Source organism: Paenibacillus litoralis (assembly GCF_046244365.1).
GTDB lineage: Bacteria > Bacillota > Bacilli > Paenibacillales > NBRC-103111 > Paenibacillus_V.
The window spans coordinates 5,425,409-5,446,682 of record NZ_CP176395.1 but is presented as its reverse complement, the minus strand read 5'-3'; the positions used below and the strand labels follow the sequence as shown (position 1 = coordinate 5,446,682).

Below are 21,274 nucleotides of genomic sequence, written 5' to 3'. Positions count from 1 at the left end.
CGAAGAGATGTCGGCAATGAAAAGAATCGGCGTCATCGGCGTTATTCACGAAACGAACAGCTATGCGCCCGGGACGACGGAGCTGGACCAATTCCAGTTCGAATGGGTACTCGGCAAAGAGGCCTATTACGCCCGTTACCGCGGTGCGCGAACTTCAATGGGCGGCGCGATTGACGGGGCCGAAAAATGCGGGCTGGAACTCGTGCCGGGCTTCTATACGGCAGCGGTGCCGAGCGGTATGGTTTCCGCCCAGACGGCGGAAGCGATTATGCAGAACATGCTGGATGCGATCGATTCGCGGCTTGACGGGCTGCTAGTCATTTTGCACGGGGCCATGGTATCCGAAACGTTTATGGACGTCGAGGGCGAAGTGCTCAAACGGATCCGGGAGAAGGTCGGGGCGGGATTCCCCGTTGCCGTTACGCTCGACTTGCACGCGAATATCAGCCCGTTAATGGTCGAGAAGTCGGACATCATCGTCGGCTATGACACCTATCCGCATGTTGACGCTTATGAGCGTGCCATTGAAGCCGTCGAGATCATGGCAAAGCAAATTCGCGGCGAAATAAAGCCCGTCATGGCGCTGTCGCAGCCGAGGCTGATGGTGCCGCCGCAAGGAATGGTAACGGATGAAGGCGCCATGAAAGAACTGATGGACTTGGCCTTCGCTTTCGAAAAAGAGCCCCATGTGCTGAACATAACCGTGGCTGGAGGTTTTCCTTATAGCGATGTGCCTGACGCGGGGTTTGCATTTGTCGTACTAACCGACGGAGATGCAGGCGGTGCGCAGCGAATCGCCGATGCGCTCGGCGATTTTACATGGGAGAACAGAGACCGTTTCTTCGTGACGGGGTTTACTCCAGAAGAAGCCGTGTCGCAAGGAGAGCGGCATCCCGAAGGTCCGGTCATTCTGATCGAAGGCTCGGACAATGTCGGCGGCGGCGCGCCTGCGGACGCAACGCATCTGCTGCCTGCGCTGCTCAAATCCCCCGCCAAAAGCTTGATCGTCATACGAGACGAAAACGCCGCGCAATTGGCGCATCGTTTAGGCGTCGGCTCTCGCTTCTCGGCGGCTGTCGGAGGCAAAGCCGGGACGCTGAGCGGTTCGCCCGTGCCGATTGACGGCACGATTAGGCTGCTGGCCGACGGCAACTACCGGCATGTCGGCCGTTACATGACCGGCCAGTGGGCGGAGATGGGACTGACAGCCGTAGTCGAGACCGGTAATGTGACGGTCGTGTTGACGGAGAAGCGGGTGGCCCCTTGGGACGCCGGTCACGTGCAATCGATCGGCATTACGCCTGCCGACTATCAGATGATCGTCGTGAAATCCGCCGTTGCTTGGAAAACGGCGTTCGGCGACATCGCCAAGGCGGAGCTTTATGTGGATTCGCCGGGCTGCTGCAGTTTCTCCCTTCAGCATTTTACTTACGAGCATGTCAATCGCCCGCTGTATCCGCTCGATCCTAGCGATGCGGTTCGATAATAGCCGCAGCGTGAGCCATGAACCGTAAGACCAACTCAAACATTATGGAGGTACCTTATATGAAAAGCTATGACACATCCGTTTCGATGCTTGCGCAATCGAAGGCGGTTCTGGCCGGCGGCGTAGCGAGCTCCCTTCGCGCATCGATGAAACCGACTCCGCTGTTTGCGGCATCCGCTTCGGGCGCAAGGCTTCGCGACGTCGACGGCAACGAATACATCGATTATATGCTGGCATACGGTCCGCTTATTTTGGGTCATGCTAATCCGGTTCTGACGTCGGCTATACTGGAAGCCATGAATAAGGGCTATACGTACGGGCTTCAGCACAGCGGCGAAATCGAGCTTGCGAAGCTGCTGACCGATGTGCTGCCTTGCGCGGATAAAGTGTGCTTGAGCGGCTCGGGCACCGAGGCCGTTATGCTTGCGCTCCGTCTGTCGCGCGCGTATACCGGCAAGCCGAAGGTCGTTCGCTTCCACGGGCATTACCATGGCTGGTCCGACTCGATCTTCACTTCGTTCCCGGCCCCCGACATGAAATCGGAGGCTGCCGACGCAGGCGCGGATAAGGTGCCGCCGGGTACGGCCGGACAGAGCGAGAATGCGCTCGAGGACGTCATTCTGCTTCCGTGGAACGAACCGGAAGTTTTGGAAGCTACCTTGCGCAGCAGGGGACACGAGATCGCGGCCGTCATCTCCGAGCCGGTTATGTGCAACTCGGGCTGTATTGCGCCGCGCGAGGGATATTTGGAGAAAATGCGCGAGCTAACGAAAGAGCTCGGTATCGTGCTTATTCTCGACGAGGTCATTACGGGTTTCCGTCTCAGCATCGGCGGCGCTCACGGCCGTTTCGGCATCAAGCCGGACCTTGTGACGATCGGCAAAGCGATGGGCGGGGGGATTGCGATCAGCGCGGTCGCCGGCAAAGCGGACATCATGAATTTGGTGGAAACCGCACAAGTGAACCATCTTGGCACGCTGAACGGAAACGGGGTATCGACGGCCGCAGCGATCGCGACGATCGGAGAGCTGGCGAAGAACGATGGCGCCGCCTATTCCCATCTCGAATCTATCGCTACCGAGCTTGCCTCCGGCATTCGCGGGTTGTTTGCGAAGCATGGCATCGGCGGTGTCGTGAATCAGGTGGGCCCGGTATTCCATATGATGTTTACGGAGCTGAAGGAAGTTCTTCATTTTGACGAATTCCAGCAGCGCGATGCGGGGAAATATTCGCGATTCGCCGAATTGATGCTTGAAGAAGGCGTATTGGTACGCCCTAACGGACTCTGGTACGTTTCGATCGTACACGGCGCAACCGAAGTAAACCTGACGCTCGAAGCGATTGATCGGGTATTCGCCAGATTGTAAACCTAGGAGGGTGTGGCATGAGATTGGACGGCAAGGTGGCGCTCGTAACGGGCGGAACATTGGGGATTGGCCGGGCAATCGCCCTTCGTTTCGCTCAAGAAGGAGCCAAAGTAGCGGTTAGCGGTCGCGGCAGAGAGGCGCTGGAAGAAACGGCGGCGCTTATCCGCCAGCAAGGCGGAGAGGCGTTGGCGATCGAAGCGGACGTGCAGCACAAACAAGCTGTCGACGCGATGTTCGATACGGTGCTCGCCGCATGGGGAGAAATTCACGTGCTTGTCAACAATGCCGGTATTTGCAGTCCGGCGCCATTCCTCGAATTGACCGAGGAGGAGTGGGAGCGGCATATGGCGATTAATGTGAAAGGGACGTTCCTTGCCGCCCAGCGCGCCGCCAAGGAGATGGTGAAGCAGGGCACGGGCGGCTCGATCATCAACATGTCAAGCGTCAACGGCATTCATGCGGAAGGGGATCAGGCGCACTACAACGCCTCCAAGGGAGCGATCAATCTGCTCACCATGTCGATGTCCGTCGAGCTCTCCCATTTGGGCATCCGCACCAACGCGCTTTGTCCGGGCTTGATTGAAACGCGCTTGACGCGGCCGTTGATCGAGAACGGTCCCGCGATAGCGGAATATTTGAAAACCGTTCCGATGAAACGGGTCGGACAACCGGAGGAAATCGCCGACGCGGCGCTTTTCCTCGCTTCGAACGATTCGCGGTATATGTCCGGACACTGTCTCGTCGTGGACGGCGGTCAAGTGACGAAGCTTTCCTAGCCTGATGTCACACTAAATCGGTCCCTTTGCAAGGGGCCGATTTTTTTATGCGCATACGGGCCGTACTTGTTGATAGGTAGACGGTTACGGAGCCGATTACGAGGCTGTGCGAGGCAAACCCTCCAATCCATTATTCCAAAGCAGGTCCCTCTATGGTAAACTGGGGAAAACCAAATCTTGTGCGGCAGGTAAAAAAGATTTCTCCTACGCGCATACCGACTACATATAGGGAGAGATAACGGTCATGAAAGCCATCGTAAAACCGACGGCAAGCTTGAACGGTACGATTCAAGCGCTGTCTTCCAAAAACTATACAACACGCTATATGTTAATCGCAGCACTGACGGAAGGGACGAGCACGATCCATTACCCGGCGCACAGCGAGGACAGCGACGCGATGCGCCGCTGCATCCGCGATCTCGGAGCGGTCGTCGAAGAGGACGACGTCAAGATGACGATTACCGGCTTCGGACGCCATCCCAAGCATGTCGGCGAGTTGAACGTCGGCAATGCCGGAGCGGTACTTCGTTTTCTTATGTCCACGGCTGCTTTTTGTCCGGAACTGACGTTCATCAATGCTTATCCGCAATCGCTAGGCAAGCGTCCGCATGACGATCTGATCGTGGCGCTGGAGCAAATGGGCGTTCAAGTCGAGCATAACGGCGGCAAGCTGCCGATTACGATACGCGGAGGCAATCCGCGCGGGGGCAAAATTACGGTTTCCGGAAACGTCAGCTCCCAGTTTTTGAGCTCGCTGCTCTTCATGACGCCGCTGCTCGACGAAGACAGCGAGATCGAAGTGCTCCACGACCTGAAATCGAAGGTGATCGTCGGACAGACGCTTGAGGTGCTGGAGCAGGCCGGCATTCGCATCGAAGCGAGCAACGACCTGATGCATTACCGCATCCCGGGCAAGCAGCGCTACCAGGCCAAGGAATACGTCGTGCAGGGCGATTATCCGGGCTCTGCGGCAATATTGGCGGCTGCGGCGGTTACCAACTCGGATATTAAGGTGATGCGCCTCTCCGAGAACAGCCGTCAGGGCGAACGCGCCGTAGTAGACGTGCTGCGCGCTATGGGTGTACCGCTTACGCATGAAGACGGCGTCGTACATGTTCAAGGGAATAGCCGGCTTACGGGCGGAGAGTTTGACGGGGACCACTTTACGGATGCGGTTCTCGCCATGGTCGCTGCGGCCGTTTTCGCCGAAGGAACGACCCGGTTCTACAACGTGGAGAATTTGCGGTATAAAGAATGCGACCGCATTACCGATTTCGTCACGGAGCTTCGCAAAGCCGGGGCGGACGTCGAAGAGAGACAAAGCGAAATTATCGTACACGGACGTCCGCAGGGCGTGGAAGGCGGCGTCGAAATCGACGCGCATATCGACCACCGCGTCATAATGGCGCTGACGGTCGTCGGACTGCGTTCGAAGCAAGGCTTGACGATCCGGGACGCGCATCATGTGGCGAAATCGTATCCTCATTATTTCGAGCATTTGCTTTCGCTGGGCGCGGGTATCGAGCTGGTTGAAGGCTAGAGCCGTTTGAATCCGAGCCGACCGGCATGTCCGGAGTGCTTCACTTTACGCATGCTAGCGTTTGGCAGATGACATCAGACTGAGAAGTGATAAGCATGGTCCTTTGGAAAATGATCACCAATACGTTCAGCTTGCTGCTTGTTGTTGCGCTTGCTTTCACAAGCGGTGTATTGAGTCTTCTTCTATACGCCAAAATAACGGGTAAGGATTGGGTGCTGATCCGTAATCCGTACACGGCGGCCGTCTTCGCGGAGGCACCGAAGACGCCGGTGGCATCCGCGTCGCCGACGCCCGAGCCGGCGCCTACTCCCGTGCCGTTAAAGCCTTCCGCGATGATTGATGCGCCCGTTATCCGGCAGCGGCCGGAGCTTCCTTCCGGCTGCGAAATAACAAGCCTGACGATGCTGTTCAACTATTACGGGATCGACAAGAATAAAATGGAACTAACGAAAGAAATGAAATACGACCAAACGCCGCTAAAGCTCGGACCCAGAGGAGAAGTCATTTCCTGGGGAAACCCGAACACCGGCTATGTCGGCGATCCGACCGGTCAAACCGGACGCGGCTTTGGCATTTATCATACTGCGCTTGCAGAGCTGCTGCAGACGTACATACCTACCGGCGTAGACATAACGGGCGGCGAATTCGAGGATCTGGAGAGGCAAATTCAGGACGACAAGCCTGTCGTCGTATGGACCACCCTCGATTTCAACGTGCCGGATCGCGACCGCTGGGTCGTCTGGGACACCCCCCTTGGTCCGATCCGCACGACGTTCATGGAGCATTCGGTACTTCTAGTCGGCTATGACGAGCAATACGTTTATGTGAACGATCCCTATACGGGGAAAGCGAACGTTCAGATCGATAAAGCGCGTTTTATCGAAACCTGGGAAGTGATGGGCAAGCAGGCGATATCCTACAAGTAGTCTGCCTATCCCTTTAAAATAACAAGTGAAGGGAAGTTTTAGCCATGGCATTCGAAAACCCGTCAAGAGAGCACATCAAATCGCTTTTGGAGCAAACCAAAAATGTAGCTGTCGTCGGATTGTCCGACAATCCCGAGAGAACATCGCATATGGTAGCGGCAGCCATGCAGCAGCGCGGCTACCGGATCATCCCGGTAAATCCGAATGCCGAGAATATTTTGGGCGAAACCTGCTACAAATCCCTTAGCGACATTCCCGAGCCGGTCGATATCGTCAACGTATTCCGCCGCAGCGAGCTTTGTGTGCCGGTTGCGGAAGAAGCGGTTAAAATCAATGCCAAAGTGCTGTGGCTTCAGCTGGGCGTCATGAATGACGAAGCTGCCGAGATCGCCAATGCGGGCGGACTTGAAGTGATCATGGATCGCTGCATTAAGGTTGAAGATGCGATCTTAAAGCCGGCGCGGGATTTAGCATGAGCGAACGGCAAGCGGTACGCGGCAGTTTGGCGCTTTATCTCGTGATGGGGCTGGAAGGCTACGAAGGCCGGGATGCCATTGCGATCGCCAGAGAAGCGTTGGATGGCGGCGTAACCATGCTGCAGCTAAGGGAGAAAAAAGCCCCGCTCAAGCAAGTTCTGGAGCTGGGCGGCATTATCAGGGACTTATGCCGTGACAAGGGCGTTCCGTTTATCGTCAACGATCGCGTTGACGTTGCCCTGCTCCTCGATGCGGATGGCGTGCATGTCGGCCAAGACGACATCCCCTATGCGCTCGCCCGCTCGCTGCTTGGGCCGGATAAGATCATCGGGGTTTCGACAGGCTTATGGGAAGAAGCGCTGGAAGCGCATAAGGATGGTGCCGACTACGTAGGGATCGGCGCCGTTTATGCTACGGGGACAAAGTCGGATGCCGGCGAACCGATCGGTACGGCGCTAATTGCGAAAACAGCCCGAGAGCTTGGGATTCCGATCGTAGGAATCGGCGGCATCGATGCCAGCAATGCAGCGGCAGTCGTCGAAGCCGGCGCGGACGGCGTTGCCGTCGTGTCGGCCATCACGCGGCAGCAGAGCCCGAAGGAAGCGGCTCGCAAGCTTTTGCAAGCGATTGGGAAATAAGGCTGCATCAATCAAATTCGCTTATAGAACCGGTAGTGATGTACCGGATTCTATAGGCGTTTTTTCGTTTTGCGCATCATGTGCTGTTGCGATTTCGACCAGTAGTCTCCAATTATAAAAACGAGCCGTCCAGCTGAAAATATAGAAGGCCTCAAGAGCAGGGAAGCATTGAGGACTACCCCATATTTTTAGGAGGACGACACGTGTACAACCAATCCTTTATGAACAATAACTTCCAGCAATCCCAATTCGGCGGCGGAGCGCAAAACAGCCAGTATCAAGGCTTGCCTAAGTTCCAGCCTACCGGTTTCGTGAACTCGGTTTATGGACAAAGCCAAGGCCAGGGCCAATTCGGACAAAGCCAAGGAAATTACGGCCAAAGCATGACCGGGTATGCGACGAGCCAATTCCAACCGTCCGGTTCGATCACCGGCTATCAGCAACAGCAACAACAAGCTCCGCAATCGTTCCATACCAATTCTTATGTTCGCTCTGATAACCCGGTACTGAGCCATTTGGGTCTGACGTCCTCGAACAATTCGATTGGGAATGCTTCCTATGCTTCTCAGGCTTCCTACATGCCGCAATCGGCTCAATCCTTCCATATGTCCGGTTACCGCGGAAACCAGCCCGGACACGATACGCAGCTTCATAACACGTACACATCGAATCAGCAAAATCAATACGGCAGCGGAAGCTTCGGCCAAAACCAAGGGAGCTATGCCTCTGCTTCGACTTTCCAACCAACGTATCAACAACAATCCCAGCAGTCTTTCCATACGGCGGGTTATCGCGGCGACCAGCAAGGTCATGACATTCGCAACGATTCGAGCTACTTTACGCCATATGGCGGCTCGAGCTTCGGATCCTTCACGCGCTAATTACGTGAACTAAGCGGGGAGCGGGCCTTCGGTCCGCTTTTCGCCCTATTTACTTACAAACAGGAGGAAACCGTCATGCAAAATCAGAACGCCAACATGACAAGCGACCGCAGCTTGCTCACCGATAAGGAACTGCTGTATGTGAAGGATTATTTATCCTGGGAGCTGCTGGCTATGAAAAAATGCAACGAGGCGGCAAACCATTGCCAGGATCCGCAAATCAAACAGCTGATTCAAGAAACCGGCCGCAAGCATCAGCAGCATTACGATGCAATTTTGAACCACTTGCACTAAGACCGTCTAGAAATACCGAATATCAACTACCGAAGGGGGAGTCACTATGGCAGTGGAACTGGCGATGCCGAAATCTGCGAACGAGCCTCAAGTAAAGGGGCCGGAAATGAACGACCGCGATTTCATCAACGACATCTTGTCGCAGGCTAAATATTTGACGTCCGGCTACAATACCGGATTGAACGAAATGCAGAATCCGCAGCTTCACCAAACGATTCAGCAAATTTTGAATGACGTGCACCAGACACAAATGCAGCTGTTCGATCTGATGTTTCAGAAAGGCTGGTACAAAATGAAGGCGGCGGACCAGCAAGAGATCGCCCAGGCGCATACGCAATTCGCTAATTATAAAACGCAATTTCCGTCTTTCCATTAAGCGCATAAAGAGGCGTGCTGCCCGAATGCCCTGAATGCTTGTATTCAGGGCATTTTTGCGGAACGAAGGGACGAGCTTTGACAAAAAGCCGCTTTGGCCTTACCATCTTAGTAGATAAAGGCGATAATGCGCTGGTTCAAATAAAAATAAGGGAGGGCAGAACCATGAATTGGATGGGCAACCTGCAGCAACTGGGCCGATCCTTAATGCTGCCCACGATCGTCATTCCGATCGCCGCCATCTTACTTCGGCTTGGTGCCATGCCCTGGGACGCCGCTCATATGGGGACGTTCGGGGATATGCTCCGGTTCGCCGGGGAAACGGTTTTTACCTATCTTCCGTACATATTCGCCATAGGCGTAGCGCTTGGCTTAACCGAAAATAACGGAATCGCAGGTATGTCCGCGCTTCTCGGCTATTACCTGTTTACGCAAATGACGCAAAAATATATCGGACCGCAATTTCAGCTCGGCGTATCGGGCGCCATTATTTTAGGGATTTTGGCAGCGCTCTCTTATCATCGTTTCCGAAATATACAGCTTCCGGAATATATTCAGTTTTTCGGCGGCCATCGGATGGTTCCGTTCGTCATGGGGCTTGTCAGCATCTTATTCTCGCTATGCATCATTGCCGTCGGACCCGCCCTTCAGCATGCCTTCGCAGGGGCGGGAGCCATGCTCCTCAAGATGGGCGGCTTCGGGGCGTTTCTGTATGGCGTCGGCTACCGGCTACTTGTGCCGTCGGGTTTGCATCATATCCTGAACAATGTTTATTGGTTTCAGCTCGGCGCGTTCGAGCGGGCGGACGGTACGATCGTCTACGGAGATTTGCCGCGCTACTTTGCGGGCGATCCGGACGCAGGCGTATTTATGGCGGGGCTGTACCCGATCATGATGTTCGCGCTTCCGGCAATCGCGCTGGCGATCGTGCAGGAGGCACGCGAGGATCTAAAAGCGAAAGTCCGGGCGACTTTCGCTACGGCAGCGCTTGCTTCCTTCTTGACGGGGATTACCGAGCCGATCGAATTTGCATTCTTGTTCGTCGCGCCGTATTTGTTTTTTGTCCATGCGCTGCTTTCGGGCGCCGCTATGTGGATTACGTACGAGCTGGGAATCCGGCACGGCTTTTCGTTCTCGGCCGGCGCGATCGATTACATCATCAACGAGCACTTGGCTACGCGCGGCTTGTGGCTGATACCGATCGGGCTCGTCTATTTTCTCGTTTATTACGTTTTATTTCGCTGGGCGATCAGGCGGTTTCGCATTCCGACGCCGGGGCGCGAGGAAGGCTCTCAGCTTGAGGAATGGGCGGGCGACATTCCGTATCGATCACCGCTCATCCTGCAAGCGCTGGGCGGTAAAAACAACATCAAAACGATTGAAGCTTGTATCACACGCCTGCGGCTAACTCTGGGCAATGACAAGCTAATGGATATCGCCGCATTGAAGCATCTCGGCGCGGCAGGCGTCATTCGGCTCGGCGGAGGAAACGTTCAGGTCGTCTTCGGGACCTACTCCGAGCTTATTCGCGAAGAAATCGTTAAAGTGACGCGGAGAGACGTGCAGCAGGTGCTGTTCAGCTCTCCGATGCAGGGCCGGATGATTCCGCTGGACGAGGTGCCCGACCAAATTTTCGCGAAGAAGCTAGTAGGTGACGGCGTAGCCTTTATTCCGGACCGCGGGGAGCTCGTCTCGCCGGTAAAAGCGACGGTCTCGCTGATTTATCCGTCCATGCACGCACTGGGCCTGAAAACCGAGGAAGGGCTCGAAGTGCTGCTGCATATCGGAATCGATACGTCTCATTTGCAAGGAAAATGGTTTACGGCTTACGTCAAAGAAGGCGATGTCGTCGAACCGGGGCAACTGCTCATCAAATTCAATCTGCCCATGATCAAGAAGAATGCGAAATCGCTTGCCACGCCGATGCTGATTACGAACCCGGGACGGGTGCGGTCGTGGAGCTTCGCTCCATTCAAAACGGTCAAGAAGGGTCAGGCGTCGGTCATGTCCGTCGTATTGAAAGATGAAGTTCAAGCTGCTGGAGGACAATTGAATGGTTAAGGGCATAGGAGCATCATCAGGAGTAGCAATCGGCAAAGCATTCGTGCTTCCGGCCTGGGAATGGGAGCTTCCCGAGAAAATGATCGAAGTCGCAGACCTGGCGTTCGAGTTCGAGAAGCTGTATGACAGCGTCCGCACTTCGCGAACCGAGCTGGAATCGATTAAACAAGATATTTCGGACATTATCGGTCCGGAGGAGTCTCATATATTCGACGCTCATTTGGCGATCTTGGAAGATCCGATATTTTTGAATGAAGTTCAGGAAATTATGCAGCGTCAATACAAAGCGGCCGAAGTCGCCGTTAAGGAAACGATCGACAAATTCGTCGGGATGTTCGAGCTTCTGGACGACGAATATATGAAGGAACGCGCCGCAGACATCCGCGATGTGGGAAACCGGCTGCTGAAGCATTTGCTCGGCAATTACCAGCAGCTTGTTCCGCCGGTCGAAACGCCTTTCATATTGGTTGCAAAAGAAATAACGCCTTCGCAGATGGCTCATGTCGAGCCTGGACAAGTGCTTGGCATCGTCACGCTGCTCGGCGGCACGACGTCCCATTCCGCGATCATGGCGCGGGCGATGGGCATCCCGTTCGTTCTGGGCTTGGAAGGAAAGCTGGGCACGCCGATTCAAACCGGCGATACTTTAATTATCGACGGCGATGACGGGACGGTTTTCGTAAATCCGGCTGAAGCGGATATCGTCCGTTACAACCTTCGCAAGGAGAAGCTGCATGAGCGCAAGGAAAGCTTGCGGCAAATCGCAGGTCTGCCTCCGGCGACGAAGGACGGCAAGCGGATCGAGCTCAAGGCCAACATCAGTTCGCTGAAGGAGCTTGATGTCGCTCTCAAGAACGGAGCAAGCGGAGTAGGCTTGCTGCGAACGGAATTTCTATATATCGACCGGTCGACGCTGCCAAAGGAAGAAGAGCAGTTCGAGGTATACCGGGAGGCTGCCGAGAAGCTTGCGGGCAAGCCTCTCGTCATCCGCTCGCTTGACATCGGAGGGGACAAAGACGTTAACTTTTTGCCGCTTCCGGAGGAAGAGAATCCGGCGCTTGGCTATCGGGCCATCCGCATTTCGCTCGATCGGCGGGATTTGTTCAAGACTCAGCTGAAGGCCATCTTGCGGGCAAGCCATTACGGCAACGTGAAATTGATGTATCCGATGATCTCATCGATTGAAGAAGTGCATAAAGCGAACGAGGTTCTTGCGCTTGCCAAAAGGGAGCTGACGTTAAGCGGGCAGCCGTTTAACGACAATATCGAGGTCGGCATCATGATCGAGGTGCCGGCTGCCGCCGCAATTGCCGATTTGCTTGCGGAGGAGGTCGATTTTTTCAGCATCGGCACGAATGACCTGGTTCAATATGTGCTGGCGGTCGACCGGATGAACGAATCGATCGCGCATCTGTACGATCCGTATCATCCTGCCGTCCTCCGTTTGCTCCGCCAAACGGCAGAAGCGGCGATTAACCGCGGCATTCCGGTCAGCGTATGCGGAGAACTGGCCGGTGATCCGCTGGCGCTGCCGATTTGGCTGGGGCTCGGCATAGAGGAGCTCAGCATGTCCGTGCAAACGCTGCTGCCGCTCAAGGAATGTTTGCTGGCTTCAAGCGCAAGCGACGGCAGGGCGGCCGTCCAGCACGCACTCGCTTGCAAAACCAGCGAAGACATTCGCGCTTTGCTCGAACTGCGCCGCCCTCGCTCCGAGGATGACTAAAATAAGCCTCCAACCCGTTAGGAACGCCGGGTTGGAGGCTTATTTTACTTAGACGGAGTCAGTTCTGTGCCAGAATATCGCAGAAAGCTTTTGCGTATGGCGGCAAATCCGGCGGCCGGCGTGCCGAAACGATGTGACCGTCGACGACAACCGCTTCGTCAAACCAGATCGCGCCGGCGTTTTCCATATCGTCGCGAATGCCGGGTGTCGATGTAACGCGGACGCCTTGCAAAATTTTGGCCGAAATAAGCACCCAGCCCGCGTGGCAAATTTGTCCGATCGGCTTCTTGGCCTCATGCAGTTCCTTTACGAGCTGTAGCACTTTCGGATAGCGGCGAAGCTTGTCAGGCGCCCACCCGCCCGGCACGAGAATGCCGTCATAGTCGGCGCTTTCGACCTCATCGAAGGAAAGCTCGGCTACGGCTGGGACGCCATATTTTCCGATGTACGTCTTTCCTTTTTCGGGCCCGACCAGCTTGACTGTAGCTCCCTCTTCCCTAGTGCGGTAAATCGGATACCACAATTCCAGGTCCTCAAATTCTTCGTCAACGAGCGCGATGATTTGCTTTCCTTGCAATCTCATAGCCTATTCTCCTTTGCGCATATGCTGGAAATGAACGCCGGAAACGCTGTAAACTCCGGATTCCGTTCTACTATCTTCCGGTATTGTACCACAGGGAAAGGAGCAAATCACTTCTCCGAACCTGCGATTCCGCTGCTTGACAGAAACGGACGAATCTACTAGTCTAGTTGCATACTTTGAACCGATAGGAGTCTATGACCATGCGCAAAGCGATTCGCTGGCTGCCGAGCGTCATTTGGATGGCGGTCATCTTCCTGCTTTCCGCCCGTACTGCGGACGATATGGATTCGTTTCTGCCATTCTTCCAATGGCTTTTCCCCGCAATGCGCAGCTTCGATTGGGGACATTTTGTCGCTTATTTCATTCTGTCGATTACCTTTCTGTGGGCGATCGGAGGAGCGAGACCGGGATGGCTGATGAAGGCTGCCGCGGTCGGACTTTGCTTGCTCTACGGCCTCAGCGACGAGTATCATCAATCGTTCGTACCCGGTCGAATGCCGGACATGCTGGATATTCGCAACGACCTGATCGGCGCGGCTATCGCGATGCTTTTCGTATCCATTCCTCTCGTCAGAAGAGCGTACGCAGCTCTATACCGAAAGCTCGTCTCTTCCACAAAATACTAACCTTTGGTTAGAAGGAGTTTCGCGCCGAAAAGTCGAATACGTGTACCATAGAAGCGTTGTTTTTGGTGTAGAGGAGTGGTCGTCGTTGTCTAAGGCATGCAAATGCGGCGAACGGATGTCGATTCGTTTGCGGACCGTCATTTATCAGAGCAAAGTAGAGATTGAGAATGTCCCGATTTATTACTGCGAAGTCTGCAGCAGAAGCGAAGTGTTTCCGGAAGTGAAGCCCGAGTTGACCGGTCTGATCGGACAACTTGGCAGCAAGCCGGATAAGCAGCAGCTCCCGTTTCAAGAACTGAGCGAGCTGGCGCTGCTGATGAAGAAAGCGACGGACGAGCAAAGCAAGTGGATGCCGGTCGAAAAAATTTTAGAGGATCGCATCAACGAGCTGCTTGATTTACTGCTTTTGGCGCAGTCGCTGAGCGACGGGGCTTGGGCTGAAGATGTACGCAAACGGTTAACGCAAATTTCCGCGTACGCCCAATCTACATACGACTTTACGTAGAGCAGCCCGAACAGGTTCATCTGAAGCGCAGATCCCAAACTCCGACTTGCAAAAAAGCCGACATCCCGTTGGCTTTTCTTTTTTGTTTTTGTTAGTATGAAAATATAGACGGAGATTTGGGAAGGATGGATCATAGATGGAAACCAACCGCGAATTGAAAAGCATTTCCGAGTGGCAGACGCTGCTGGCCGAATCCGGCGTGAAACCGCTATTTGTATTTAAACATAGCACGACTTGTCCGGTGAGTGCGGAGGCTCACGACGAATATGAGAAATATTTGCACAAAAACGCGAATGCCGACGTGACGCACGCGCACGTGCTTGTTATCGAGTCGCGACCCGTCTCGAATGCGATTGCAGAGTCGCTCGAGCTAAAGCACGAATCCCCGCAGGCCATCTACATTAAGAACGGCAAAGTCGCCTGGCATGCGTCCCACTGGCGCATTACGGAACAGGCTTTACGCGAAAACCTGCAGTAGCCTTGCATTCGGCCGAATTTCTACGAAAGGGAAGGGAGCCATTTTCAAAGAGTCGGATACGATTTCGAAACGGCTTCTTCTTTTTCTTTTTTGCCAATGACAGGGAATTAATTGGTTTTCATTGCACGAAAACGCTTTTTGTCGTATCATAGCTTTAAAGATCATGAACGATATGATGGGAAATATACGATGTGACGCAGCGGTTTTTGATAGTTGGCAGGACAATGAGCGTCTATATTGGATAAAATGGAGAGAGTGACAGTGACTGTTACAATTTATGATGTAGCCCGCGAGGCTGGCGTTTCGATGGCAACCGTTTCCCGTGTTGTCAACAATAACCCGAATGTAAAGCCCCAAACACGCAAAAAAGTATTCGAGGCGATCGAGAGACTCGGTTATCGTCCGAATGCGGTAGCGCGCGGATTGGCCAGTAAGAAAACGACGACGGTCGGCGTCGTCATCCCCGATATTTCGAATGCGATCTATGCCGAAGTGGCGCGGGGGATTGAAGATATTGCGAATATGTACCACTACAATATTATTTTGTGTAACGCCGACAAGAAGAAAGAGAAGGAGATCCGCGTCATCAACACACTGCTGGAGAAGCAGGTGGACGGGCTCCTCTTCATGGGCGGAACGGTGACGGACGAGCATATTCAAGCGTTCAAGACGTCTTCGGTACCGATCGTGCTTTGCGCAACGGCGGACGAGAACAACACGATGCCTGCCGTCGACATCGACCACGAGAAGGCTGCGTTCGATGCCGTTCAGCTGCTGATCGACAAGGGGCACCGCCGCATCGGGATGATCAGCGGAACGCTTCAGGATCCGGCGCTTGGTTTTGCGCGTTATCAAGGCTACAAAAAAGCGATGGAGCAAGCCGGTCTTCCGCTCAGCGATGAGCTGGTGCGTGCGGGCAACTATCGTTATGAGTCGGGGATCGAGGCAATGAAATATTTCTTGTCGCTGAAGGAGCGTCCAACCGCGATTTTCTCGGCTACGGACGAGATGGCGATCGGCGCGATTCATGCCATTCAAGACGAAGGTTTGCGTGTGCCGGGCGATATTTCGGTTATTAGCGTAGACAACAGCCGGATGGCCTCAATGGTTCGTCCTCAGCTGTCGGCGGTCGCACAACCGATGTACGATATCGGAGCCGTTTCGATGCGGTTGCTCACGAAGCTAATGGATAAAGAATCGGTGGAGCAAGCGAAGTTTACGCTTCCGCACGAAATCATCCAACGCCAAACGGTGGCTCAGCTCTCCTGAGCCGCCTTTTCCTTTTAGAGGCGACAATGGCATGCATGCCAGGACGCACTCGGCATCGATAAAGCCGTTTTTGCCGGCGGCTCATTAGGATGCGAAGCTCGGGATTTTCCGGGCTCCGCATTTAGCCATGCTTTTATGAGCCTATCGGAAGCATGCTTGAAGACGGAATAGAAGGGGATTATAGGAAGATGGCATACGGAAAGTTAGGCTTGATCGGAGCGATGAAGGAAGAGATCGAACTTTTTCATGAGCATATGGAAGGTGTGCGCGAGGTTAAACATGCGGGTATCACCTTTTTTGAAGGGATGTTTTTCGGGCAGTCCGTAGTCGTATGCAAATCGGGAGTCGGCAAAGTCAATGCTGCGGTTTGCACCCAGCTGCTGGCCGACCGGTTTCAAGTCGATGCGGTTATCTTTACGGGAGTAGCCGGGGCGCTCGATCCGGCGCTTACCATCGGGGATATCGTCGTCTCTACCGAATGCATGCAGCATGACGTAGACGTTACGGCTCTGGGCTTCCCAAGAGGCATCATCCCTTATCAAGAGACGTCGGTCTATGCGGCTGCCGATGATTTGCGTATGCTAGCGGCAGCGGCGAGCAATAAGCTGTTCGCGGGCCGCGCGAAGGAAGGCCGTATTTTGTCAGGAGACCAGTTTATGGCGGACCGAGAAGCAGTCAAGCAGCTCCACGATCAGCTCGGCGGGGTATGCGTGGAGATGGAGGGGGCGGCGGTCGCGCAAGTTTGCGCCATGAATGAAATTCCTTACGTCGTTATCCGCTCGATGTCGGATAAAGCGGACGGCTCCGCTCATGTCAATTTTGCGGAATTTACCGTTCAGGCGTCGGAAAACTCTTACCGTATCGTAGAAGAGATCGTCAAAGGGCTTTCTTCATAGTATGTCTTGTTAGACATTAGGAGTTTTCCTTACAGGGAGAGCTCCTTTTTTCTCGCTAAAAAAGCGTCCTTGCACTTCAACCTTCCAGGTCGGAGTGCGCGAGGACGCTTTATTTTTTGGGGGGCAAATAGACCATGGCGATGTCTTTGATTTGCAGGTTTTCAGCGGTTATTTCCTTGCGGCGGGGCATCGGCGTCCACTGCTGAACGGGATCGAGCCAAGTATCCGGCAGAACAAGAGGAGAATCGGGCTGCCAGGCTTCCAACCAGCCAGAAGGCAGCTTGAGGCTCGGATCCGCGCCTAGTTGTCCGATAAGAGGATGATCCTTCATGACAAGCCACAGGAGACTCCACGCTCGCGGCACGACGCGCCAAATGTCATATCCTCCGCCCCCCAAGGCAACCCAGCGCCCCTCGCAATAGCGGTCAGCCAGCTTACGGATCGATAGCGGCATTTGAAGGTATATGTTCATGCTGCAATGGATATGGGAGAGCGGATCGTAGGCATGGGCGTCGCAGCCGTGCTGGGATACGATGAGGTCGGGCTTGAACGTGCCTGCGATGCTTTCCAGCAGCTCTTCAAAGCAGTGCAGCCAAGATTCGTCTTCCGTATAAGGCTGAACCGGCATATTGTAGCAGGCGCCGAAGCCTTCGCCGTCTCCGCGTTCATGGGCGAATCCGGTTCCGGGAAACAAGAACTTGCCGGTTTCGTGGATCGAGAACGTGCAAACGTCAGGTTCGGTATAAAACGTCCACTGCACCCCGTCACCATGATGAACGTCGGTGTCGATATACAGTACCCGTGCATGGAATCGGCTTCGGATATGGGCGATCGCCACTGATGCGTCGTTATAGACACTGAAGCCGGAGCCTCCGTTCGGCATCGCGTGGTGCAGCCCGCCGCCTAGGTGGAGCGCGCGCTTAACCCGGCCTTCCATCACTTGCTCCGCAGCAGCCAGCGAACCGCCGACCACATGGGAGGTCGCCTCGTGCATGCCTGCAAAAAAAGGCGTATCCTCCGTCATGAAGCCGTATGCTTCCGCCATAGGCAGAAGCGCCGGGTCCGGCGACGGAACGCTCAGTGCTTTGACGGCTTGTATATAGGACGCGTTGTGTACAAGCAGGAGCTCGGCTTCCTCCGCTTTGCGGGGAAGGAAGAGCTCGCCTTCCGAGAGCGCACCGACTCGTTCCAGCAAGTCAATGGTAAGCCGGAGCCGTTTAGGATTGAAAGGATGACCGTCGTTAAAAAAATAGTTTCCGGCATTCGGATTATAAACAAACATGGCTTGCCCGCTCACGCGTATGCGCCTCCTTCCGCGATGATTGAACAGAATCGAGAAAACGTTATCCCGCACGAGCGGATTCGTTAATACATGAACCTTTGCCGGAAACGTATCCGGTCGAATTGCTCGACGGAAGCAAGCGGCACTTCCCTGCCGATACGGACCATCAGGCAATTGGCGGGATGCGAGCATATTTCCGGATCGTCGGTCGCAAACCACACCATTTCGACGGACTTCATCAGCTTTTCCATCATGGCGCGGTAGTCCCATACGTTCAGCTTGCTGCCCTGCAAATCCCAATGCCAGTAATATTCCGTCGTAAAAACGATCATATTTTCCAGCTGTTTATTTTCAAACGCGAGCTTGATCATGCTTTTGCCCAGCCCAAGCCCCCGGTAATCGTTGGCGACTTCGATCGCGCCCAGCTCGACTAAATCCGCCATATTGCCCTCCGACCAGCGCTCCATCTCATCCGGGTAGTGAAACGTCACGTAACCCACAATTAAATTTCCGTCCCTCACGAGGATAATGCGCCCTTCCGGAAGCCCGGCGATTTCTATAAGCGCGTCATGCTGATCGTTCGGACGGCGGAATGCGTCCAAATCCTTGTGCATATGCATCAAGCTAAGCTGCTCCGGCGGTACGGGTCCTTCGATGTGGAGAGTACGCTCCGCTGATTCGATGCAAACGGCATGATACTGTTTCCGGTGGTCCATGTCGCGCAGCTCCTTTTAAACAATATGCGTTATCGCTTGCGTCCGTGCATTTTCCGGTAGTCGGAGGGGGCGAATCCGGTTTGCAGCTTGAAGAGGCGGCTGAAATAATGCAGCTCGATGCCGATTTCCTCGGAGATCGTCGTAACCGATTTTAGCGAATGAACCAGCAGCGATTTTGCCTTCTCGATACGCATCCGGTTCAAGTATTGAAGCGGCGAAAGGCCCAGCATATTTTTGAATAGCTGGCTGAAGTAATTCGGATGCAGATGGACGAGCTTGGCTAATTCGTCTACCGTAACGGTTTCGGCCATATGCAGCTCCATGTAAGAAACGACGGCCATCACCTTTTCATGGGAGAAGGAACCTTCCAGCTTCACCTCGGCGATGCCCGCTTGCCGAAAAAACGCATAGAGCAGCTCGAACAAGCTCGCTTGCGTCTGCCAAGCCGATAGCGGATCGCTGCTGTGATAATGGTCGACCATACGCCGAAAAAGAGAGGAAATCGATTCTTGATCCCCGGCTTCGATATACACACCGGTTTTCAATACGTCAAAGAGGCTCGCATCGCCGATCGTCGCTGAGAAGTGGCACCAATATTTATAGAACGTATTATCGCTGTCAGTCGCCAAAGACTGTTTGACGCCCGCCGGTAACAAAAAAAGCTGTCCCGGCTTCGGCTGATAGCTAACGCCATCGATCGTCAACGTACCTTCTCCGTCAAGGATGAAATAAAATTTGTGCAGGTCGGGGACGAATTCGGCATTGCCCCAGCTGCCCGGCACTTTGGACAAATCGGCGTAAACGACGTTTGCATGCATGTTGGATAAATATTGCTTCAACAGTTTGGAAGTGCTAAGAAGTGTCAAGCTCAAAACCCCATTTACTGGAAATAGTGGAGCGCAAGTTAGATGATTTGTGTAAATCTATTATAAACGATCCGAATTAAAATAGGATTGCCGATTTCCAATTTCGTGAAACGGAAGCGTGTTCAGCCAATTAGGCATTCCCTTTTGTGCAAATGAGCAGATAGAGGAGGAAGAAGGTAATGGCGCAGCGTCAAGAAGATCATCCTATTGAACGGAAAAACGCTTCTGCTCCGAAGCCGACGAAGGAGCAGCTGGCATGGGCGGATGCGGAATTAGGCGTCCTGATTCATTTTGATATGCAGGTGTTCGAGCCCGGCTACGAATGGCGCAAGCAGTGGGGCTACCAGCCTTCTCCGAGATTGTTCAATCCGGCTCAGCTCGATACCGACCAATGGGTGCGCACCGCGAAGGCTGCCGGAGCCCAATATGCGGTGCTTGTCGCCAAGCATTGCAGCGGGTTCAGTCTATGGCCGACGGAAGCGCACAGCTATAGCGTCAAAAGCTCCCCATGGCGAGAGGGAGGAGGCGACGTTGTCGGCGATTTCGTACGCTCCTGCAAGAAATACGGCTTGCGTCCGGGCTTGTATTACAGTACTTCGGCGAACGCATACTGTAAAGTCGACAATCCGGGGCTTGTCGTTTCCGGCGATCCTGCGGAGCAGCAGACCTATCATGAGATCGTGATCAAGCAAGTAACCGAGCTTTGGACGAATTACGGCGAGCTCTTTGAGGTTTGGTTCGACGGAGGGACGCTTCCTCCGGAAATGGGCGGACCGGATGTCCGTTCCGTTCTGCTGCAAAAACAGCCGAATGCCGTTTGTTTCCAAGGGCCGAAGGAGTTTCCGTCGCTTCTCCGCTGGATCGGCAATGAGGAAGGAACAGCTGCTAATCCGTGTTGGAGCACGACGGACATCGTAAGCAATTTCGAGAATCACGGCGAATGTCCGCTGTACGGAACCGGAAATCCCGAGGGCGCGGTTTGGGCGCCGGCGGAAGCGGATATGCCGAATCGGTGCGAGCAATGGTTTTGGCAGCCTGACGAGGATCATTTGGTGCTGCCCGTGGAAGAACTGGTGGAGAGCTACTACCATTCGGTTGGCTGTAACGCCAATCTGCTGATCGGCATGGTCGTCGATAACCGGGGGCTTGTGCCGGATGCGGATGTGAAGCAGTTTACGGCGTTCGGCGAGCACATTCGCCGGAGGTTCGGCGAACCGGCTGCCTCAACCTCCGGCAGCGGGCGTGAAATCCTTTTGGAATTGAACAAACCGACGGTTATCGATCAGCTTGTGATGATGGAGCACATTGTTGACGGCGAGCATATTCTCGGATACCGGATTGACGTTCGTTCAGGCAAGGAATGGCGCCGCGTTGCCGAAGGCGTATCGATCGGACATAAGCGGGTGGAAAGATTCCCGGCAGTCGAAGCGGATGCCGTGCGGCTATCCGTAACGCGCAGCGCAGGGACGCCTAGCATTCGCTCATTAGCGGCGTATTCGGCGCAATAGCG

At 54.4% G+C, this 21,274-nt stretch carries 22 protein-coding genes; 18 read left to right on the top strand and 4 right to left on the bottom strand.

Going from position 1 to position 21,274, the window contains the following annotated elements:
* The first annotated feature begins 7 nt into the window (after window positions 1-7).
* The 12 genes from ACKGJP_RS23045 to ptsP all read left to right on the top strand — a co-directional run bounded on the left by ACKGJP_RS23045 (window position 8) and on the right by ptsP (window position 12,543).
* Window positions 8-1,486 carry a M81 family metallopeptidase gene (locus tag ACKGJP_RS23045; RefSeq protein ID WP_409341141.1) on the top strand — a complete coding sequence of 493 codons (1,479 nt, stop codon included), beginning with the start codon at window positions 8-10 and terminating at the stop codon, window positions 1,484-1,486.
* Window positions 1,487-1,545: 59 nt separating this feature from the next.
* The gene (locus tag ACKGJP_RS23040) at window positions 1,546-2,853 is read left to right on the top strand and encodes an aspartate aminotransferase family protein (RefSeq protein WP_409341140.1); all 1,308 of its coding nucleotides are present in this window, start codon (window positions 1,546-1,548) and stop codon (window positions 2,851-2,853) included.
* A gap of 17 nt (window positions 2,854-2,870) precedes the next feature.
* On the top strand, window positions 2,871-3,629 hold the full coding sequence (locus ACKGJP_RS23035; protein WP_409341139.1) for an SDR family NAD(P)-dependent oxidoreductase: 759 nt from the start codon (window positions 2,871-2,873) through the stop codon (window positions 3,627-3,629).
* 244 nt (window positions 3,630-3,873) lie between these two features.
* Complete coding sequence (gene aroA, locus ACKGJP_RS23030) at window positions 3,874-5,169, top strand: 3-phosphoshikimate 1-carboxyvinyltransferase (RefSeq protein WP_409341138.1); 1,296 nt, start codon at window positions 3,874-3,876, stop codon at window positions 5,167-5,169.
* Between the two features lie 95 nt (window positions 5,170-5,264).
* On the top strand, window positions 5,265-6,095 hold the full coding sequence (locus ACKGJP_RS23025; RefSeq protein WP_409341137.1) for a C39 family peptidase: 831 nt from the start codon (window positions 5,265-5,267) through the stop codon (window positions 6,093-6,095).
* Window positions 6,096-6,139: 44 nt separating this feature from the next.
* Window positions 6,140-6,571 (top strand): CoA-binding protein, encoded by a 432-nt coding sequence (locus tag ACKGJP_RS23020; protein ID WP_409341136.1) that lies wholly within the window; start codon window positions 6,140-6,142, stop codon window positions 6,569-6,571.
* Complete coding sequence (thiE, locus tag ACKGJP_RS23015; protein ID WP_409341135.1) at window positions 6,568-7,209, top strand: thiamine phosphate synthase; 642 nt, start codon at window positions 6,568-6,570, stop codon at window positions 7,207-7,209. The genes ACKGJP_RS23020 and thiE overlap by 4 nt, the downstream gene beginning before the upstream one ends.
* A gap of 203 nt (window positions 7,210-7,412) precedes the next feature.
* Entirely contained in the window at window positions 7,413-8,090 is a 678-nt protein-coding gene (locus ACKGJP_RS23010) for a hypothetical protein (RefSeq protein WP_409341134.1), read from the top strand.
* Window positions 8,091-8,165: 75 nt separating this feature from the next.
* Window positions 8,166-8,384 carry a hypothetical protein gene (locus ACKGJP_RS23005; RefSeq protein ID WP_409341133.1) on the top strand — a complete coding sequence of 73 codons (219 nt, stop codon included), beginning with the start codon at window positions 8,166-8,168 and terminating at the stop codon, window positions 8,382-8,384.
* A 46-nt stretch (window positions 8,385-8,430) separates the two neighbouring features.
* Window positions 8,431-8,760 carry a spore coat protein gene (locus ACKGJP_RS23000; protein ID WP_409341132.1) on the top strand — a complete coding sequence of 110 codons (330 nt, stop codon included), beginning with the start codon at window positions 8,431-8,433 and terminating at the stop codon, window positions 8,758-8,760.
* Between the two features lie 164 nt (window positions 8,761-8,924).
* Window positions 8,925-10,820, top strand: a complete 1,896-nt coding sequence (locus ACKGJP_RS22995; RefSeq protein ID WP_409341131.1) for a glucose PTS transporter subunit IIA — start codon at window positions 8,925-8,927, stop codon at window positions 10,818-10,820.
* The gene (ptsP, locus tag ACKGJP_RS22990) at window positions 10,813-12,543 is read left to right on the top strand and encodes a phosphoenolpyruvate--protein phosphotransferase (RefSeq protein ID WP_409341130.1); all 1,731 of its coding nucleotides are present in this window, start codon (window positions 10,813-10,815) and stop codon (window positions 12,541-12,543) included. The genes ACKGJP_RS22995 and ptsP overlap by 8 nt, the downstream gene beginning before the upstream one ends.
* Before the next feature lie 58 nt (window positions 12,544-12,601).
* On the opposite strand, the gene ACKGJP_RS22985 is transcribed toward ptsP, so the two are convergent.
* Complete coding sequence (locus ACKGJP_RS22985; protein WP_409341129.1) at window positions 12,602-13,126, bottom strand: type 1 glutamine amidotransferase domain-containing protein; 525 nt, start codon at window positions 13,124-13,126, stop codon at window positions 12,602-12,604.
* A gap of 200 nt (window positions 13,127-13,326) precedes the next feature.
* On the opposite strand from ACKGJP_RS22985, the gene ACKGJP_RS22980 reads away from it, so the two are divergent.
* From ACKGJP_RS22980 to ACKGJP_RS22960, 5 genes are all read left to right on the top strand, one after another.
* A complete protein-coding gene (locus ACKGJP_RS22980; protein WP_409341128.1) occupies window positions 13,327-13,752 on the top strand; it encodes a VanZ family protein in 426 nt (141 codons plus the stop codon).
* Window positions 13,753-13,837: 85 nt separating this feature from the next.
* Window positions 13,838-14,257, top strand: coding sequence for a hypothetical protein (locus tag ACKGJP_RS22975; RefSeq protein WP_409341127.1), 420 nt, complete (start codon window positions 13,838-13,840; stop codon window positions 14,255-14,257).
* A gap of 136 nt (window positions 14,258-14,393) precedes the next feature.
* Window positions 14,394-14,735: a bacillithiol system redox-active protein YtxJ gene (gene ytxJ / locus ACKGJP_RS22970; protein ID WP_409341126.1), complete on the top strand. Its 342-nt coding sequence runs from the start codon at window positions 14,394-14,396 to the stop codon at window positions 14,733-14,735.
* Between the two features lie 261 nt (window positions 14,736-14,996).
* A complete protein-coding gene (gene ccpA, locus ACKGJP_RS22965) occupies window positions 14,997-16,004 on the top strand; it encodes a catabolite control protein A (protein ID WP_409341125.1) in 1,008 nt (335 codons plus the stop codon).
* 188 nt (window positions 16,005-16,192) lie between these two features.
* Window positions 16,193-16,900 (top strand): 5'-methylthioadenosine/adenosylhomocysteine nucleosidase, encoded by a 708-nt coding sequence (locus ACKGJP_RS22960; protein ID WP_409341124.1) that lies wholly within the window; start codon window positions 16,193-16,195, stop codon window positions 16,898-16,900.
* A gap of 109 nt (window positions 16,901-17,009) precedes the next feature.
* Here ACKGJP_RS22960 and ACKGJP_RS22955 read toward each other — a convergent pair whose 3' ends face one another.
* From ACKGJP_RS22955 to ACKGJP_RS22945, 3 genes are all read right to left on the bottom strand, one after another.
* Complete coding sequence (locus ACKGJP_RS22955; RefSeq protein ID WP_409341123.1) at window positions 17,010-18,197, bottom strand: acetoin utilization protein AcuC; 1,188 nt, start codon at window positions 18,195-18,197, stop codon at window positions 17,010-17,012.
* A gap of 68 nt (window positions 18,198-18,265) precedes the next feature.
* Entirely contained in the window at window positions 18,266-18,898 is a 633-nt protein-coding gene (locus ACKGJP_RS22950; protein WP_409341122.1) for a GNAT family N-acetyltransferase, read from the bottom strand.
* Window positions 18,899-18,927: 29 nt separating this feature from the next.
* Window positions 18,928-19,764: a helix-turn-helix domain-containing protein gene (locus tag ACKGJP_RS22945; RefSeq protein ID WP_409341121.1), complete on the bottom strand. Its 837-nt coding sequence runs from the start codon at window positions 19,762-19,764 to the stop codon at window positions 18,928-18,930.
* A 179-nt stretch (window positions 19,765-19,943) separates the two neighbouring features.
* Between ACKGJP_RS22945 and ACKGJP_RS22940 the strand changes: the two genes are divergently transcribed.
* The gene (locus ACKGJP_RS22940) at window positions 19,944-21,272 is read left to right on the top strand and encodes an alpha-L-fucosidase (RefSeq protein ID WP_409341120.1); all 1,329 of its coding nucleotides are present in this window, start codon (window positions 19,944-19,946) and stop codon (window positions 21,270-21,272) included.
* Window positions 21,273-21,274 lie beyond the last annotated feature (2 nt).

Bases quoted from the DNA above. Each gene is read 5' to 3' on its own strand.
- ACKGJP_RS23045 (WP_409341141.1), top strand. From the start codon at position 8: ATGTCGGCAATGAAAAGAATCGGCGTCATCGGCGTTATTCACGAAACG.
- ACKGJP_RS23040 (WP_409341140.1), top strand. From the start codon at position 1,546: ATGAAAAGCTATGACACATCCGTTTCGATGCTTGCGCAATCGAAGGCG.
- ACKGJP_RS23035 (WP_409341139.1), top strand. From the start codon at position 2,871: ATGAGATTGGACGGCAAGGTGGCGCTCGTAACGGGCGGAACATTGGGG.
- aroA (WP_409341138.1), top strand. From the start codon at position 3,874: ATGAAAGCCATCGTAAAACCGACGGCAAGCTTGAACGGTACGATTCAA.
- ACKGJP_RS23025 (WP_409341137.1), top strand. From the start codon at position 5,265: ATGGTCCTTTGGAAAATGATCACCAATACGTTCAGCTTGCTGCTTGTT.
- ACKGJP_RS23020 (WP_409341136.1), top strand. From the start codon at position 6,140: ATGGCATTCGAAAACCCGTCAAGAGAGCACATCAAATCGCTTTTGGAG.
- thiE (WP_409341135.1), top strand. From the start codon at position 6,568: ATGAGCGAACGGCAAGCGGTACGCGGCAGTTTGGCGCTTTATCTCGTG.
- ACKGJP_RS23005 (WP_409341133.1), top strand. From the start codon at position 8,166: ATGCAAAATCAGAACGCCAACATGACAAGCGACCGCAGCTTGCTCACC.
- ACKGJP_RS23000 (WP_409341132.1), top strand. From the start codon at position 8,431: ATGGCAGTGGAACTGGCGATGCCGAAATCTGCGAACGAGCCTCAAGTA.
- ACKGJP_RS22995 (WP_409341131.1), top strand. From the start codon at position 8,925: ATGAATTGGATGGGCAACCTGCAGCAACTGGGCCGATCCTTAATGCTG.
- ptsP (WP_409341130.1), top strand. From the start codon at position 10,813: ATGGTTAAGGGCATAGGAGCATCATCAGGAGTAGCAATCGGCAAAGCA.
- ACKGJP_RS22985 (WP_409341129.1), bottom strand. From the start codon at position 13,126: ATGAGATTGCAAGGAAAGCAAATCATCGCGCTCGTTGACGAAGAATTT.
- ACKGJP_RS22980 (WP_409341128.1), top strand. From the start codon at position 13,327: ATGCGCAAAGCGATTCGCTGGCTGCCGAGCGTCATTTGGATGGCGGTC.
- ytxJ (WP_409341126.1), top strand. From the start codon at position 14,394: ATGGAAACCAACCGCGAATTGAAAAGCATTTCCGAGTGGCAGACGCTG.
- ACKGJP_RS22960 (WP_409341124.1), top strand. From the start codon at position 16,193: ATGGCATACGGAAAGTTAGGCTTGATCGGAGCGATGAAGGAAGAGATC.
- ACKGJP_RS22950 (WP_409341122.1), bottom strand. From the start codon at position 18,898: ATGGACCACCGGAAACAGTATCATGCCGTTTGCATCGAATCAGCGGAG.
- ACKGJP_RS22940 (WP_409341120.1), top strand. From the start codon at position 19,944: ATGGCGCAGCGTCAAGAAGATCATCCTATTGAACGGAAAAACGCTTCT.